Origin of the sequence: Sulfurovum sp. XGS-02, from assembly GCF_023213175.1 — a bacterium.
GTDB lineage: Bacteria > Campylobacterota > Campylobacteria > Campylobacterales > Sulfurovaceae > Sulfurovum.
Window position 1 is genome coordinate 521632 of record NZ_CP093312.1, and the last position, 15650, is coordinate 537281.

Annotated in this window: 16 protein-coding genes and 1 other RNA gene; 13 read left to right on the plus strand and 4 right to left on the minus strand. The window is 41.2% G+C overall.

The genetic code is table 11. The annotated features are described in order from the left end of the window. Nucleotides 1-250: 250 nt before the first annotated feature. From mdh to MN086_RS02665, 12 genes are all read left to right on the plus strand, one after another. On the plus strand, nucleotides 251-1204 hold the full coding sequence (mdh, locus tag MN086_RS02610) for a malate dehydrogenase (RefSeq protein ID WP_248576502.1): 954 nt from the start codon (nucleotides 251-253) through the stop codon (nucleotides 1202-1204). Nucleotides 1205-1213: 9 nt separating this feature from the next. Next, entirely contained in the window at nucleotides 1214-2065 is an 852-nt protein-coding gene (locus tag MN086_RS02615; RefSeq protein WP_248576503.1) for a fumarate hydratase, read from the plus strand. A gap of 9 nt (nucleotides 2066-2074) precedes the next feature. Continuing rightward, nucleotides 2075-2632, plus strand: a complete 558-nt coding sequence (locus MN086_RS02620; protein ID WP_248576504.1) for a Fe-S-containing hydro-lyase — start codon at nucleotides 2075-2077, stop codon at nucleotides 2630-2632. 281 nt (nucleotides 2633-2913) lie between these two features. Next, complete coding sequence (fumC, locus tag MN086_RS02625; protein ID WP_248576505.1) at nucleotides 2914-4311, plus strand: class II fumarate hydratase; 1398 nt, start codon at nucleotides 2914-2916, stop codon at nucleotides 4309-4311. Nucleotides 4312-4500: 189 nt separating this feature from the next. Beyond that, a complete protein-coding gene (gene sucC / locus MN086_RS02630) occupies nucleotides 4501-5673 on the plus strand; it encodes an ADP-forming succinate--CoA ligase subunit beta (RefSeq protein WP_248576506.1) in 1173 nt (390 codons plus the stop codon). Between the two features lie 3 nt (nucleotides 5674-5676). Beyond that, nucleotides 5677-6546 carry a succinate--CoA ligase subunit alpha gene (sucD, locus tag MN086_RS02635; RefSeq protein WP_248576507.1) on the plus strand — a complete coding sequence of 290 codons (870 nt, stop codon included), beginning with the start codon at nucleotides 5677-5679 and terminating at the stop codon, nucleotides 6544-6546. Between the two features lie 154 nt (nucleotides 6547-6700). Then, nucleotides 6701-6979 carry a heavy-metal-associated domain-containing protein gene (locus MN086_RS02640; RefSeq protein ID WP_248576508.1) on the plus strand — a complete coding sequence of 93 codons (279 nt, stop codon included), beginning with the start codon at nucleotides 6701-6703 and terminating at the stop codon, nucleotides 6977-6979. A 107-nt stretch (nucleotides 6980-7086) separates the two neighbouring features. Continuing rightward, an RNA gene (gene rnpB, locus MN086_RS02645) (RNase P RNA component class A) lies at nucleotides 7087-7431 on the plus strand. A gap of 150 nt (nucleotides 7432-7581) precedes the next feature. After that, a complete protein-coding gene (locus MN086_RS02650; protein ID WP_248576509.1) occupies nucleotides 7582-8289 on the plus strand; it encodes an HlyD family secretion protein in 708 nt (235 codons plus the stop codon). A gap of 57 nt (nucleotides 8290-8346) precedes the next feature. Beyond that, nucleotides 8347-9531 (plus strand): aspartate aminotransferase family protein, encoded by a 1185-nt coding sequence (locus MN086_RS02655; RefSeq protein ID WP_248576510.1) that lies wholly within the window; start codon nucleotides 8347-8349, stop codon nucleotides 9529-9531. After that, nucleotides 9506-10702, plus strand: a complete 1197-nt coding sequence (locus MN086_RS02660; protein WP_248576511.1) for a TolC family protein — start codon at nucleotides 9506-9508, stop codon at nucleotides 10700-10702. Before MN086_RS02655 ends, MN086_RS02660 begins: the two co-directional genes overlap by 26 nt. Beyond that, nucleotides 10692-11678, plus strand: coding sequence for an SAM-dependent methyltransferase (locus MN086_RS02665; protein WP_248576512.1), 987 nt, complete (start codon nucleotides 10692-10694; stop codon nucleotides 11676-11678). The genes MN086_RS02660 and MN086_RS02665 overlap by 11 nt, the downstream gene beginning before the upstream one ends. 8 nt (nucleotides 11679-11686) lie before the next feature. On the opposite strand, the gene MN086_RS02670 is transcribed toward MN086_RS02665, so the two are convergent. The 3 genes from MN086_RS02670 to radA all read right to left on the minus strand — a co-directional run bounded on the left by MN086_RS02670 (nucleotide 11687) and on the right by radA (nucleotide 13885). After that, nucleotides 11687-12061, minus strand: coding sequence for a hypothetical protein (locus MN086_RS02670; RefSeq protein WP_248576513.1), 375 nt, complete (start codon nucleotides 12059-12061; stop codon nucleotides 11687-11689). Between the two features lie 96 nt (nucleotides 12062-12157). Then, nucleotides 12158-12508, minus strand: coding sequence for a holo-ACP synthase (gene acpS, locus MN086_RS02675; RefSeq protein WP_248576514.1), 351 nt, complete (start codon nucleotides 12506-12508; stop codon nucleotides 12158-12160). 24 nt (nucleotides 12509-12532) lie between these two features. Continuing rightward, a complete protein-coding gene (gene radA / locus MN086_RS02680) occupies nucleotides 12533-13885 on the minus strand; it encodes a DNA repair protein RadA (RefSeq protein ID WP_248576515.1) in 1353 nt (450 codons plus the stop codon). Nucleotides 13886-13996: 111 nt separating this feature from the next. Here radA and MN086_RS02685 point away from each other — a divergent pair, with 111 nt between their 5' ends. Further along, complete coding sequence (locus MN086_RS02685; protein WP_248576516.1) at nucleotides 13997-14782, plus strand: lysophospholipid acyltransferase family protein; 786 nt, start codon at nucleotides 13997-13999, stop codon at nucleotides 14780-14782. On the opposite strand, the gene ftsY is transcribed toward MN086_RS02685, so the two are convergent. Further along, on the minus strand, nucleotides 14779-15645 hold the full coding sequence (gene ftsY / locus MN086_RS02690; protein WP_248576517.1) for a signal recognition particle-docking protein FtsY: 867 nt from the start codon (nucleotides 15643-15645) through the stop codon (nucleotides 14779-14781). The genes MN086_RS02685 and ftsY overlap by 4 nt on opposite strands. Nucleotides 15646-15650: the final 5 nt, after the last annotated feature.

Genomic DNA, 15650 nt, shown 5'->3' on the forward strand with positions numbered 1-15650 from the left:
AAGTATTGTACTTTTTTTGTACAATGCTTGTAACCAAAATAAAACAAAATTGCGGTATTCTACGCATTCATCAGAACATGGTTCTGAACACTTCTTAATTATCTAGTGTAAAAAGATACTTTCGGCACATCTGTGTCATAAACGTAGGGTTGATGTAAACCTCTTTCATCGCAAGGCATAATTGATAACAAAAGTTATGAGTTATGTTTTGCTCTGGGGTCCCCTATAGTTCTCACTTAAAAGGATTGTAATGGTAAAAAAAGGTAAAAAAGTAACGGTAATCGGTGCAGGAAATGTTGGAGCGACAGTAGCATTTATTCTTGCAATGAACGGCGTATGTCACCATGTAGTATTAAGAGACAGAAATACTGAGATCGCTAAAGGTAAAGCGTTAGATATGTCACAAGCAGCGAATGCAGCAAGATCACATACCATTGTATCTGTAGCAGAGGATGCTTCAGAAATGGCAGGATCAGATGTGGTTGTGATCACTGCTGGAAGCCCAAGACAACCGGGGATGAGTAGAGATGATCTGCTTATGATCAATGCAGAGATCACTAAAGAAGTTGTTGGTGATGTAAAAAAATATGCACCTGATTCGATCATCATTATGGTTTCAAATCCTCTTGATGTCATGACCTATGTGGCACTTAAAGAATCAGGTTTTCCAAAAGAGAGAGTGGTTGGTATGGCAGGTATTTTGGATTCTGCCAGAATGGCACATTTTATTTTTGAAAAAATAGGTTACGGGGCAGGTCAGATCCGTGCTTCTGTAATGGGTGGCCATGGAGATGATATGGTACCTCTACCGAAATTCTCGACGGTTGCAGGTGTGCCACTTGTAGACATTTTATCTGAAGAAGATATCAGTGAAGTGGTTGAAAGAACAAAACATGGCGGGGCAGAGATAGTAGGTTACCTTAAGACAGGATCGGCATATTATGCACCGGCAAAATCTACAGCGATCATGGTCGAAGCGATATTGAAAGATACAAAACAAATTCATCCTTGTGCCGTATATCTTGATGGACACTACGGGTATAGTGATGTAGTTTCCGGTGTGCCTGTTGCACTTGGTGCAAGCGGCGTTGAAAAACTTTTTGAAATGACATTGAATGATGATCAAAAAGAAAGATTTTCAAAAAGTGTTGCTTCTGTTAGAAGTATGATCGATGTACTTAAAGAGAAGAATTTTTTTGGCTAAAGGTAGTAGATGAGAGAAATTGAATTTGATGTTGTTGTAAAAGCGGTAAAAGATATGATCATGCATTGTGGTACGGATCTACCACAAGATACGTATGATGCACTCAAAGCTGCTATGGAGGCTGAAAAGTCACCGGTAAGTAAAGAGGTGATACGCCAGATACTTGAAAATGCCAACATCGCGAAAGACGAGAAGAGACCGCTTTGTCAAGATACAGGCTTGGCAGTATTTTTTGTAAAGGTCGGGGAAGATGTAGGGATTAAAGGTGGTCTTCTTAGAGATGCGATCAACAAAGGAACAGAAGAAGGGTACACAGAGGGATATCTAAGAGCGTCAACATGTGAACCGTTCAGCCGTTTGAATCTAAAAGATACGGTAGGATATAACCTTCCGGCAATTATCCATTTTGACATTGTAGCTGGTGATAAGATCGATATCGAATATGCTGCGAAGGGTGGTGGTTCAGAGAATGTTTCCCGTGCAAAAGTACTGCCTCCAGCAGCAGGAAAAGACGGAGTTGTTGAGTTTGTAAAAGAGGTGATCTCTGATGCAGGCGGAAACCCATGTCCTCCTATTACTGTGGGTGTGGGGATCGGTGGAACATTTGAAAGAGCAGTGATCTCCTCTAAACATGCACTTTTTAGAGACCTTGAAACAACACACGAAGACCCGGAAATGGCTGAACTTGAAGAGAGAATATTGACTGAGATCAATAATCTAGGTATCGGTGCTATGGGTATGGGTGGAACAAAAACGGCATTGGCTGTACATATCGAGTCTAACCCTTGTCACATTGCATCACTTCCAGTTTCTGTCAATGTTCAGTGTCACTCATCTAGACATACACATATCACGATATAAGGGGAAGGAATGGCTACGTATACACTAACAACACCACTGACTTCTGAAGATACAAAAAAACTTGTAGCTGGTGACACTGTTTTACTGAACGGTACTATTTATACTGCGAGAGATGCCGCACATAAGAGACTTGTAGAGCTTATCGAAGCCGGCAAAGAATTGCCGTTTGATATAGAAGGCTCTGTGATCTATTTTGTTGGCCCGACACCTCCTAAACCAGGTGACCCTATCGGTAGTGCAGGCCCGACGACCTCTTACAGAATGGATACCTATTCCCCAACGATGTTGAAACATGGTTCTAAAGGGATGATCGGAAAAGGTAAAAGAAACCAGGCGGTTAAGGATGCGTGTGTTGAATACGATGGTATCTATTTTGGTGCTACAGGTGGAGCAGGTGCTTTACTTGGTAAACAGATCCGTTCAGCAGAAGTGATCGCTTATCCGGAACTTGGTCCGGAAGCTGTAAGAAAGATTACTGTCGAAGATTTCCCTGTCACTGTTGTCAATGATACCAAAGGTAATGATATCTATCAAATGGGTCGTGCACAGTACGAGGTCAAGGACTAAAGTCCAGTACATGCGAGGAACTAAATTCCGAGTCGTATAAGGATTAAAATCCAATGCATGTGAGGGGCTAAACCTTGAATCGTATAAGGACTAAAGTCCAGTACGAGCGAGGAACCAGATCACGTGCTTGCAAAAAACTTCAATAAGTAACACTGTATTGAACGATATACAGTGTTACCTACTTCCTACCACATCACTATTCACTTTTTTTTATCTTATCAATATTTCATTAACCGAAACATAGTACCATAGGTAATAATGATTACGGGAAAGGATCACTTATGGATTATAGAATAGAAAAGGACACAATGGGAGAGATGCAGGTTCCTGCTGACAAGTACTGGGGTGCACAGACACAAAGATCATTGCATAATTTTGAGATAGGCAATGAAAAAATGCCGATTGAAGTGGTCTATGGTTTTGCCAATCTAAAAAAAGCCTGTGCTTTGGTCAATCACTCTTTAGATCGTCTCAATGATGAAAAAACTACGGCGATAGCTCAGGCCTGTGATAGGGTTCTGTCGGGTGAACTGGATGATAACTTTCCCCTTGTGGTATGGCAAACAGGCTCAGGTACACAGTCGAACATGAATATGAACGAAGTCGTTGCAAATAAAGCAACAGAGATCCTGGGTGGAGATTTTACACAAGAAAACCTGGTGCATCCTAATGATGATGTCAACAAAGGACAGAGTTCAAACGATACCTATCCCACTGCGATGCGTATCGCTGAAGTTGTAGCAGTAACGGATACGCTTCTTCCTGCATTGATACAGTTGAAAAATACATTGGATGAAAAAGCCAAAACATTTTCTGATATTGTGAAGATAGGTAGAACACACCTTCAAGATGCAACACCATTGACACTGGGTCAGGAACTTTCCGGGTATGTAGCAATGCTAGAGACAAATCTCAAGCAGATCAATGATGCACTTGCATACTGTAAAGAGTTGGCTATCGGTGGTACGGCTGTAGGGACGGGTCTAAATTCTCATCCGGAGTTTTCACAAAGAGTTGTGGTACAGTTGAATCAGTTTATGGAAAAAAACTACGGATTTGTTTCACAAGCAAATAAGTTTCATGCGCTTACAGGGCATGATGCAGAAGTTGTGCTTAGTGGTGCACTCAAAGCACTTGCTGCAAATCTTATGAAAATTGCCAATGACATACGATGGCTGGCATCAGGTCCCAGATGTGGTCTGGGAGAGATAGAGATCCCTGCCAATGAACCGGGTTCTTCTATCATGCCTGGTAAAGTCAATCCGACACAGGCAGAAGCTATGACGATGGTAGCAGTGCAAGTGATGGGTAATGATACAGCAGTAGGGATCGCTGCATCCCAAGGGAATTTTGAACTGAATGTCTTCAAACCGGTGATCGCTTATAATGTCTTGCAATCCATTCGGCTTCTTTCTGATACCCTAAGAAGTTTTGATGTGAATTGTGCAGTAGGAATCGAGCCGATCAGAGCCAATATTGATAAATTTTTAAATGATTCACTCATGTTAGTGACTGCATTAAATCCTCATATCGGGTATGAAAATGCAGCAAAGATTGCGAAGCAGGCACATGCAAACGGCACAACATTGAAAGAAGAAGCTGTTGCACTCGGTCTCATGTCAGCAGAAGAGTTTGATAAAAACGTGAAACCTGAAGAGATGGTTGCCCCTAAAGGATAATATTTTACCTCCCTTTTGTTACAAAAAGGGACAATATGGGTTCTATACTATAAAATTTGAGAGAATCTCTCTAACTTAAATGTGTAAATACATAACAGTTTTCTAAAATCACTATCTTTTATAGGCAAATTAATCAATTCTTATCCTCTTTCATCGTATAGTAATGCAATTTTATTAAAAGGAGTACACGTGAATATTCATGAGTATCAAGCGAAACAAATATTCCAAAAGTATGGTGTTCCGACACCAAGAGGTATTATTGCCAATACACCTGATGAAGCTGTAGCAAATGCACAAGAGCTGGGTGGTGATATCTGGGTAGTAAAAGCACAGATCCACGCTGGTGGTAGAGGACTAGGAGGTGGTGTAAAACTTGCTAGATCTGAAGAAGAAGTAAGAACACTTGCCCAAGAGATCCTGGGTATGACTCTTGTAACACACCAAACAGGACCAGAAGGTAAATTGGTTCAAAAAGTATATATCGAAGAGGGTGCAGCAATTGCAGATGAACTTTATCTTTCTGTTGTACTTGACAGAGCTGCTGAAATGCCGATCATCATGGCTTCAACAGAAGGTGGTATGGATATTGAAACAGTTGCACATGATACTCTTGAAAAGATCATAAAGATCAAAGTGGATCCTGCGATCGGTTTCCAACCTTATCATGGTAGAGAACTTGTATTCGGTCTTGGAATTACAGATAAAGCTGAACAAAAGAAGATGATGGATTTCGCTTCTAAACTTTATAAACTTTATATGGAAAATGATGCAGAGATGATCGAGATCAACCCATTGATCAAAACAGAGTCTGGTGACTTTTTGGCACTAGATGGAAAAATGGGATTCGATGACTCTGCACTTGGACGCCACCCGGATATCGAAGATATGAGAGATATCTCAGAAGAAGATCCTGATGAGAGAGAAGCAAGCCAATATGGTCTTTCTTATATCGCACTTGATGGTGAGATCGGTTGTATGGTAAACGGTGCAGGTCTTGCAATGGGTACGATGGATACGATCAACTATATGGGTGGAACACCTGCGAACTTCCTTGATGTTGGTGGTTCGGCAAATGCAGAAACTGTTGCAAAAGGGTTTGAGATCATTCTTAAAAATCCAAACGTTAAAGCGATCTTTGTCAATATCTTCGGTGGTATCGTAAGATGTGATAGAATCGCGAACGGTATTCTTGAAGCAACAAAACTTGTAGATGTACATGTACCTGTTGTAGTGCGTCTTGATGGAACGAATGCACCGGAAGCAGCAGAGATTCTTAAAAATGCAAATATTCCAAACGTTATTGCAGCAACTGACCTGGCAGATGGTGCAGCAAAAGCAGTAGCAGCGGCAAAGGGAGAGTAATAGATGTCAATTTTAGTAAATAAAGATACAAAAGTAATCGTTCAAGGTTTTACAGGGAAAGAGGGTTCTTTCCATGCTGAGCAGTGTATAGACTATGGTACAAATATCGTAGGTGGTGTGACACCGAACAAAGGTGGTCAAACACATCTTGGAAAGCCTGTATTCAATACAGTAAGAGATGCAGTGGAGACTACTGGGGCAACTGTTTCTATGATCTTCGTTCCACCGGCATTTGTAGCAGATGCAGTAATGGAAGCAGCAGATGCAGGTATCGAACTTGCAGTGATCATTACAGAAGGTGCACCGGTAAGAGACATGCAAATGGCTAAAGCACATGCAGTGAAGAACAATATGAAAACTATCGGGCCAAACTGTCCTGGTATCATCACGGCAGAAGAGTGTAAGATCGGTATCATGCCTGGTATGATCTTCAAAAAAGGTAATATCGGACTTATCTCTAAATCCGGTACATTGACGTATGAAGGTGCGAACCAAGTATGTAATGAAGGGTATGGTATCTCAACAGCTGTTGGAATCGGTGGGGACCCGATCATTGGTCTTTCATACAAACAACTGCTTCAAATGTTCCAAGAGGATCCTGAAACTGAAGCGATCGTGATGATCGGTGAGATCGGTGGAGACCTTGAGATCCAAGCAGCAGCGTATATCAAAGAAAATATCACTAAACCAGTGGTTGCTTTCATTGCGGGTCAAACTGCACCGGCAGGAAAAAGAATGGGACACGCAGGTGCTATCATCTCTGGTTCTGCAGGTACAGCAAAAGAGAAAATGGACGCACTTCAGGCAGCAGGCGTGAAAGTGGTTGTTTCACCAGCTGAGATCGGTAAAGCAGTCAAAGAAGTACTTTCTTAACCGATACGCATATAGTGGGCATACCTGCCCACACTTACACAATATATTTCTTCTACACTCATTTTTATCCCCTTTGTTTAATAAAATAATATTATATTTCTTATTTAGTTTTTTTGACTATAATAGTAATAAATTTAATCGTCAGGAGTTATTTATGCAGCAAACATTTGAAGTCTTTAATGTCAAATGCGGCGGGTGCGCATCTACACTCAAGAGCAAACTTGCCGAAGAGTTTGGAGAGATAGAAGTTGATCTGAGCGTACTTCCACGTAAAATTACTTTGGATATAGAGAATAATGATATCGATAAGTTATCCAAAGCATTGAAGGCACTCGGTTATCCTTTGGCTTCAGAAGAGATGAGTTTCATGGACAGCACTTCAGCAAAAGCAAAAAGTTTTGTTTCTTGTGCCATAGGCAAAATGAACAGTTAAACCGAATCAATGGCCATTGACTATTTACACGTTATTATGGATGGTTAATTTTACTAAAATCATATGAATCTATTTTCCTTCATCTAGATTATATGGTATAATTGCATTAAGGTGAATAGGTAGTTGCTGGTGGCTTTATGCCACGAGAGGAAAGTCCGGGCTGCAAGTGAGACAGGACTCCATCTAACGGATGGCCAGAGTGATCTGAGGGCAAGTGCAACAGAAAGTAGGTAGCCACTTCGGTGGTGATAGTGAAAGGGTGGGGTAAGAGCCCACCAGTGCTTATGGTGACATAGGCAGCTAGGTAAACCCTGTTCGCAGCAAGAAGTATATGGTATAAGTCTCACAAGCTGTTAGATCAGCACTCATACTTTGCTTGAACGTATTGGTAACAATGCGTCTAGATAAATAACTACCCACGACAAAACCCGGCTTATCGTTCACCTTATCTTCTTATTTGCACTTTAGTATTCCCAAAGATTAAAAAACAGTGGTTTTCAGAGTCTATCGCATGAAAAGAGTCTTTCTGGAGATGCTTCTTTCTATTTCACATTCAGCACTTAACTCTATTTTGATATAATCAGTGAAAAAAGAGACGGTGAATGAAAGCATTTCTATTATTATTGACCCCATTAGTTATCTTTGCAAAAGTACATTATGCAAAAGTTGAACCCTATGAATCTGTGACATTGAAGTCTGCGGTCAGTGCATTGGTACTGGATGTTGATCTCGAAGCTGAAGGGCGTGTAGTGAATGATAAACGCGTGATCTATTTGGATGACAGTTTGGACAAGATCAACTTGAAAACATCCAATGAAAACCTTCGCATTCTTCATGAAACTTTAAAACGAAAAGAGTCATATTTTCATCGTATCAATAAGTTGAAAACAGCATCTTCGGCCCAAAAAGACGAGGCTTTTTACAGTTTTGCTTCTACAAAAACACAGTATTTGGATATGCAGTATAAGATCGCTCAGCTTGAAGACAGTATTGAAAAAAAATCTATTATACTTCACCATATGTATCTGTATGAAATTATGGTACGCAAGGGTGATTATGTATCACCGGGTTCACCTTTGGCAAGCGTAGTAGATGCAAGCAGAGCAAAGTTGGTACTCTTTTTAGAACCTGAAGAGTTGGAACAGATAGAGCAAAAAACAGTTTATCTTAATGGTGAGAAAACGGCGTATAAAGTCGATAAAGTATGGAAGGTAGCCGATGAGAAGTTCATCTCTTCTTATCGTGCAGAGATCTACATACCCGCACCTGAAGGCTCATTTTCCGAATTGATGAAAGTAGAGATAAAATAATCATCATACAACAACACTTTGCTATAATACTGTAAAGACTAATAGAGATGGAAAAAAATGAATTTAGAACAACAAGATAAACAATATGTGCTTCAAACCTATGCACGTGACTATACGAACTTTGTCAAAGGTGTAGGATCTACACTCTACGATGAGAATGGTAAAGATTATATAGATTTCGCTTCTGGTATCGCTGTAAACTCTGTAGGACATAACCATCCTAAACTTGTTGAAGCTATCTGTAATCAGGCAAAAAATATTATTCATATTTCAAACCTTCAAGTGATTGAGCCTCAGGCAAAATTGGCACAGAAAATAGTTGAACTCAGCGGATATGATATGGGTGTATTCTTTGCTAACTCGGGCGCAGAAGCGAATGAAGGGGCGATCAAGATCGCCCGTAAGTATGGTGAAACAAAATTCGAAAATAAACGGTACAAAGTGATCACACTCGAACACTCCTTTCACGGCCGTACGATCACCACAGTAAAGGCAACAGGGCAGGAGAGTTTTCATACACCAAACTTTTCGCCCTATCCGGAAGGATTCAGCTATGAAAAGAGCATCGATGATGTCTATAAAGCGATCGATGATGAGACCGTAGCAGTGCTTATCGAACTGGTTCAAGGTGAGGGTGGGGTTCAGCCTTTTGAGAAAGAGGAGATCCAAAAACTCGCTAAACACCTTAAAGAGCAAGGTGTGCTGCTGATCGTGGATGAGGTACAAACAGGTATCTACCGTACCGGTGAGTTTCTCGCATCCAATCTGTATGAGATCGAACCGGATATCATCACCCTTGCCAAAGGACTTGGCGGCGGTGTACCTATCGGTGCAGTGATGACCAAACATAAAGATGTGCTGGTCGCGGGAGACCATGGAAGTACGTTTGGGGGTAATTACCTCAGTACTGCCGCGGGTCTTGCAGTTTTGGATATCTTGTATCCATTGTATGATGATGGTACCATTGATGAGACACTGGTCTATTTTTCTCAAAAACTACAGGCTATAGCTGACAAATATACTCATTTGTTTGAAAAAGAAGTAGGATTGGGATTGATGCGGGGGCTGCGTGCTAAAAGTGCGGAGGTTCAGGCAGGTGTGATAAAGAACTGTATGGCCGAAGGCCTTGTTGTCCTTAAAGCAGGACGTAATACAGTACGTTTCCTACCAAGTCTCACCATCAGTAGAAATGAAATTGATGAAGGATTTAAACGTTTTGAAAAAGCTATTTCTTCTTTGTAGTTTGGTGGCATCATCACTGATACATGCAGACGAATTGGGTGACATCCTTTCTGATAATAAAGAGTTGATCTTTGACTATCAGCTGGAGAGCAATGAACTTGAGAGCGATATACTTTCAAGAAGCTGGTTGAACCCGGTAAGAGTACAGTACAATAAGAATTTCACGACGCAGTTTACCGATACGACAGTGATAACCGGGGGGTACTCTGTTATTATAGATCAGCCTATATTCAGATCAGGAGGGATCTATTACGGTATCAAGTACTCACAAGCACTCCGTGATGCAACCAGAGCAGATATAGAGCTTCAAAAACGTACTATGATAGGGGATGCTATCTCCATACTTTTCAATCTGAAAAAAACAAAACTTGAACAAGAAAAGATGAAGTATCAGATCAAAAATGATGTGATAGATATACGTCAAAAACGTGACAGCTATGATGCAGGTTTACTTGACAGCAGTTTTTTGGACCAGGCGATTTTGAAAAAGAGTCAAGATGAGACGGCACTGCTTGAAATGGACCTGACAATGATGGAGCTCAAGCAGAAATTTGCACTTTTAAGTGATAAAGATCCGGAGAGTTTACGTCTTCCTGCATTAAAACTGATGAGTAAAACAGACTACAGTGAATCAAATCTGGAACTTAAAAGGGACAGGTTACGTGCGGCACAGTCAGACTATAATCAAAAAGTGACATGGGCAAAGTACCTTCCTGAAGTCTCTTTACAGGGACAGTATACAGATGCAGATCTTAATCCTCTGTTCGCGAGACCTGGTCTTGAAGAAAAGTATTATACCTACGGTTTTACTGTTTCCATGCCATTGGACATCAACTCTTTTTCTGACATTGAGGCCAGTAAAGTCGAAAAGCTAAGAGCTGCAACAGAATTGCTTGACCGAAAAGAGACAGTCGATGAAGAGTATGATTGGATAGATAACAGTATAAGTATTTTAGATAAAAAGATCCTCTTGGCCCAAAAAGATGAAAAGGTCTATAAAAGCCTCTATCGTTTAACTAAAAATCTTGCGGATGCAGGAGAGAAGACCTCTTTTGATGCGGAGATCATGCATAACTCTCTGCAGATCAGGAAGATCGATCAAAAAATATATCATATAGACAAACAACTACAGTTATTGAAACTTTATGTACGGGTAGAGAATGCGATTTAGTGACTATATGAATGCATGGCTTTATGGCGAAGAGGGCTACTATAAAAACTTTAAAGCGATAGGTAAATCCGGAGACTTCTATACTGCGGTCAGCACCAGTAGGTTTTTTGGTGCAAGTATTGCCAATTATTTCTATTCTCTTTTGAAAGAGGGCAAGGCAGACAGAGACGGATGGCTGATAGAGATAGGTGCGCATCAGGGGTATCTGATCTGTGACATGATACAGTGGCTTTATACTTGTGACCCGACCTTGGTAGAAACACTGAAGTTTGGTATCGTAGAACGTCAGCCTGAAGTACAAAAGGCGCAATTGGCCTATATACAGGAGCGTTTTGGCGATGATGTGCAGATTACACATTTTGATGACATTGCAGAAGTGGAAGCATCTTATGCTTTTGTTGTGGCCAATGAAATTTTTGATGCGTTCCCTTGTGAAATTTTAAAAGATGAAAAAATAGCACTGGTAAAAGAACATCAGATAGAGTGGGTAGAAGCGCCTGCTGAGATGTTGGGCTGGGCCAAAAAACATCATTTAAAACAAGGGGAGATCGCCATAGGCTATGAGGCATTTGCACAAGAGATGGCAAAAGGTATAGAAAGATGTGACTTTGTCTCTTTTGATTACGGTGAAAAGTATGTACGCAATGACTTCTCCATCCGTGTCTACAGGGCACATGAAACCTTTCCTCTGTTTGATGAAGCACTCACTTTATCCGAATCCTATAAAAAAGATGACATTACCTACGATGTGAACTTTGGACATGTGAGCGAAGCATTTGAAGAAGCAGGTTTTAAAGAAGTCTTTTATGAGACACAGGCACGTGCTTTAATACGTTTCGGAATCATTGATATTCTTGAAAGTTTTGCCAAACAGACAACGCAGGCAAGATATATGAGTGAAGCAGATAAGATAAAGACACTGATATCTCCCACCATGATGGGAGACAGGTTTAAACTGATACATTTCAGAAAGTAGCGTTTCTACTACCTTGTTGCTTTGAGCATTTTACATCGTTTGATGGAAGCCGCTTCACTGCCGAACATCGCAGCATATTTATCGAACTTCTCTTGCGTGATCATAGCGATACACTCTTCTTTGTCCATGGTATCTGCAGTGGTACCGGCCATTTGCTCGGCTACCTCTGTTTTTTCGTTTTTCTTTGTATCTTTGGGATACATATAGGCTGCTTCGAAATTGGTATCATCCACTTCTTTGAGTTTTATTTTTTTCTTCGGAGGGGGAGGAAGGTACGTTTGTTTGACAACATGAGGGGTATTTTGCACTTTGTTTTCCACTCTAGGTTGGTCACATCCGCCCAAGAGCATCAGAATAGCGATAGTGACGATGCTATATTTCATCTCTACTCCTTTAGGTAATAATCATACGCTTATTGTAATATAATCCACCGATAATTACAATAATACTTTTGAAGATCTAAAAAAGAGAGAGGATGGTCATTGGCTAATGACTGCAACAGCAATAGCAAACCCGCCATCATGACTGATAGAGAGTGAAGATGCTTTGATTCGGTGTATCTTTTGTGCTTCTTCACTGAGTTTGAATTCAGGTGCACCACGGGTGTTTTTGGTGATGAGTATGTCATGAAATGAGAGTTCACTGCCAATACCGCAGCCCAATGCTTTTGCAATAGCCTCTTTGGCTGCCCAAAATCCGGCTATGGATGCCGTCTTTTGCACAAGCTCTATCTCTTGAGGGGTCAAAAAACGCTGTTTGAATTTATCACCAAACTGTGTCAATGATCTCTCTATTCTATGGATCTCTACGATATCTGTTCCTATTTTCATAGTGATATTATATCCATAGTTCTTTTACATCCACTCAACGACTTTAGAGACTTCATCGGCTACAAAACATTTAATGTTCGTTTTTTCAAGCGGCTTGTTAGGTATGACAGCTTTTGTAAATCCCTGTGTCTCGATCTCTTTGAGACGCTGCGAGAGTCCGGAGACTTCACGTATCTCACCTGTCAGACTGACTTCACCCAGAAAAAGTGTCTCTGCACTCAGTTTCCTGTCTCTATAGCTGCTTAAGATGGCTGCGATGATCGCAAGATCAGCAGAAGGTTCATGTATCTTTATCCCTCCTGAGACATTGATAAAGACATCATAGGTACCAAGAGGCAGATCAAGTTTCTTCTCGAGCAGCGCCAAAAGCATGCCAAGACGATTGTTATCAAAACCGGTAGAACTTCTTTTAGGGTGTCCATAGGATTCTGAAACCAATGCCTGAACCTCTACAATGATGGGACGGCTCCCCTCCATGATGACTGTGAGTGCCGAACCTGACTGGAGATGGTCTTTGTTGAAGAATTTACCTGCCATACTTTTTGCATCGTTCAACCCCTCTTTGTTCATTTCGAATATACCCACTTCATTGGTCGCGCCAAAACGGTTTTTAAAACCACGCAGTAGACGAAGATCGGAGTTTGTATCTCCTTCGAAATAGAGCACCGTATCCACCATATGTTCAAGGACCCTGGGACCTGCTATGGAACCATCTTTTGTGATATGCCCGATGATAAAGATAGGGATCTGTAGGGACTTTGCAATACGCATCAGCTCAAAAGTGATCGTACGTACCTGTGTGACCGAACCTGGAGCAGAGGGGTTTTCATCAGAGTAGAGGGTTTGTATGGAGTCAATGACGATAAGTTCATAGGTTTGGTTTCCTATCTCTGAGAGAACGGAACCAAGATTGATCTCCGGGAGCAGAAAAAGATTCTCATGGTTTGCTTCAAGTCTGTTCGCACGCAGTTTTATCTGTCCAGCAGACTCTTCTCCAGAAACATACAGGACCTTTTTTGATGCTCTGGCCAGGTTTCCTGCTATCTTAAGTAAAAGGGTCGATTTCCCAACACCCGGACTGCCTCCAATGAGTGTCAGTGAACCCGGGACAATACCTCCGCCCAGTACCAGGTCCAGTTCTTTGCTTCCTGAAGTGAAACGGACAATATTATCCTCTTCTATCTGTGTGATCGGTTTTGCTTTTGGAATAGCTGAACCTGAAGCACTGGAACCTGAAGTCTCTTTCAAAAATTTAATTTGGTCAGCACTCAGTTCGACCATTGTCTCCCACTGATCACATGAAGTACATTTTCCCATCCATCTTGGAGATTGAAATCCACATGCCTGACATTCAAATAGTGTTTTTTTCTTTGCCATGATGACCCTTCTCTTCTATTGTGATGATATTATAGGGTGATATGATGTGAAGAGTATAAAATATGTCATATTGACATCTTTTTAATTGTTTTGAACCTCAATGATGTTCAGATGGAATGGGTGGATGGCTTGAAGTTAATAGGTATACTTTTTAACTCTTTTGGTTATAATTTCGGCATATACGAAGGAAACCCAGTGACATTTAATACCATTAAACAGCTTTTCTACGGTCTCTATCTTACGAACAGTTTTGGATATAGATTAAGTAAAGTCAATGACCCCATGGACATCAAAAGATTACGGCTTGCCTATTCTGAGGCACAGCTGGATGCTCTGCATATTTCAGTGAAGGTTGAAAATCCGGAAAAACTGCCTCAAGAGGGTCAATATCTTCTTGTGGCCAACCATAGAAGTATCATCGATCCGCCTCTGATAGAAATAGCGTTGAAGGATACAAAGATATTTGGTCCATGGATCTCCAAAAAAGAGCTTTATAACTCTTTTTTCTTTGGACTGTTTGTTCGGAATGCGGGTTCGATACTCCTTGATAGAGAAAAGAGCCAGATGAGTGGGTTTTTTGCTGAGATAAAAGAGGCGGTCAAGCGCGGCGAGTCCATTTTCATCTTTCCTGAAGGTACGCGAAATAAAACGGACAAAGCGTTGACAACATTCAAAGAGGGGTCCCGTATTATCGCTTTGAAAAACCGTTTGCCTATTTTGCCTGTCTATATTAAAACAAATGCGGACAAGGCATTGAAAAATGCATTAAATGACAGTAAACTGGCACAGGACGTGACCGTTGTGATAGGGGATGTTATAGACTACAAGGAAAAAACAAGCCTTGAAATCACGTATCGTAAAATGTTCGACCTTGAGGAAGAGAGTAATCCTTCCTAAATAAAGATCTCGTCGAGTATCGTGTTGATATACTCATTCGCCTTGAACCTGATAAGGTCTTGGGGCTGTTCGCCGGTACCGATGTAGAAGATAGGCATTTTTAGCTCATCGGCTATACTGAATACTGAACCACCTTTGGCTGTACCGTCAAGTTTTGTAATGATGATACCGTCGATCCCGATCATTTCATTGAATGCTTTTGCCTGGTTGATGGATGAGCTACCCTGTGTACCATCCAGAATAAGCATTTTACGGTGGGGTGCACCATCCAGTGCTTTTCCCGCGACACGGATCATTTTTTTGAGCTCTTCACTCAGGTTCGCTTGTGTGTGGAGTCTTCCTGCCGTGTCAATGATGATGTGATCAAAACCTTTGGCTTTTGCAGACTCTATGGCATCAAAGACCACGGCAGAGGGGTCATGTCCCTGTTGTGTAGCAATGATAGGAACCTCCAATTTGTCTGCCCATCTTGTCAGTTGTTCTATCGCCGCAGCACGGAAAGTATCTCCTGCCCCCAGCATCACCTTTTTACCTTCTTGTTTGTAGCGGTATGCCAGTTTGGAAATGGTCGTTGTCTTTCCTGCACCATTAACCCCTATGATCATCTCTACAAAAGGTTTGGCATCACTCTCTTTAAAGTCCGCTTTATACTGAAAAACCGAGATGAGTGAGTTGAATGCCTGGATCCTGTTGATCTTGTCAGGCAATCCGGCTAACATTTTTTCTACCAGTTCATAATGTACATCCGCTTCAAGCAGGATATCTTCAAACTCATCTTTGGGAATTTCTTTTCGTTTTGTCGGTGCAACATCTTTGATGGCATCACTGGTTTTACCCAATACTTTTTTTAATAAATTAAACATGCTCT

Excerpts from the sequence above, each read along its gene's own strand:
- mdh (WP_248576502.1), top strand. The coding sequence starts at position 251 with ATGGTAAAAAAAGGTAAAAAAGTAACGGTAATCGGTGCAGGAAATGTT.
- MN086_RS02615 (WP_248576503.1), top strand. The coding sequence starts at position 1,214 with ATGAGAGAAATTGAATTTGATGTTGTTGTAAAAGCGGTAAAAGATATG.
- MN086_RS02620 (WP_248576504.1), top strand. The coding sequence starts at position 2,075 with ATGGCTACGTATACACTAACAACACCACTGACTTCTGAAGATACAAAA.
- fumC (WP_248576505.1), top strand. The coding sequence starts at position 2,914 with ATGGATTATAGAATAGAAAAGGACACAATGGGAGAGATGCAGGTTCCT.
- sucD (WP_248576507.1), top strand. The coding sequence starts at position 5,677 with ATGTCAATTTTAGTAAATAAAGATACAAAAGTAATCGTTCAAGGTTTT.
- MN086_RS02640 (WP_248576508.1), top strand. The coding sequence starts at position 6,701 with ATGCAGCAAACATTTGAAGTCTTTAATGTCAAATGCGGCGGGTGCGCA.
- MN086_RS02650 (WP_248576509.1), top strand. The coding sequence starts at position 7,582 with ATGAAAGCATTTCTATTATTATTGACCCCATTAGTTATCTTTGCAAAA.
- MN086_RS02655 (WP_248576510.1), top strand. The coding sequence starts at position 8,347 with ATGAATTTAGAACAACAAGATAAACAATATGTGCTTCAAACCTATGCA.
- MN086_RS02665 (WP_248576512.1), top strand. The coding sequence starts at position 10,692 with ATGCGATTTAGTGACTATATGAATGCATGGCTTTATGGCGAAGAGGGC.
- MN086_RS02670 (WP_248576513.1), bottom strand. The coding sequence starts at position 12,061 with ATGAAATATAGCATCGTCACTATCGCTATTCTGATGCTCTTGGGCGGA.
- acpS (WP_248576514.1), bottom strand. The coding sequence starts at position 12,508 with ATGAAAATAGGAACAGATATCGTAGAGATCCATAGAATAGAGAGATCA.
- radA (WP_248576515.1), bottom strand. The coding sequence starts at position 13,885 with ATGGCAAAGAAAAAAACACTATTTGAATGTCAGGCATGTGGATTTCAA.
- MN086_RS02685 (WP_248576516.1), top strand. The coding sequence starts at position 13,997 with ATGGAATGGGTGGATGGCTTGAAGTTAATAGGTATACTTTTTAACTCT.
- ftsY (WP_248576517.1), bottom strand. The coding sequence starts at position 15,645 with ATGTTTAATTTATTAAAAAAAGTATTGGGTAAAACCAGTGATGCCATC.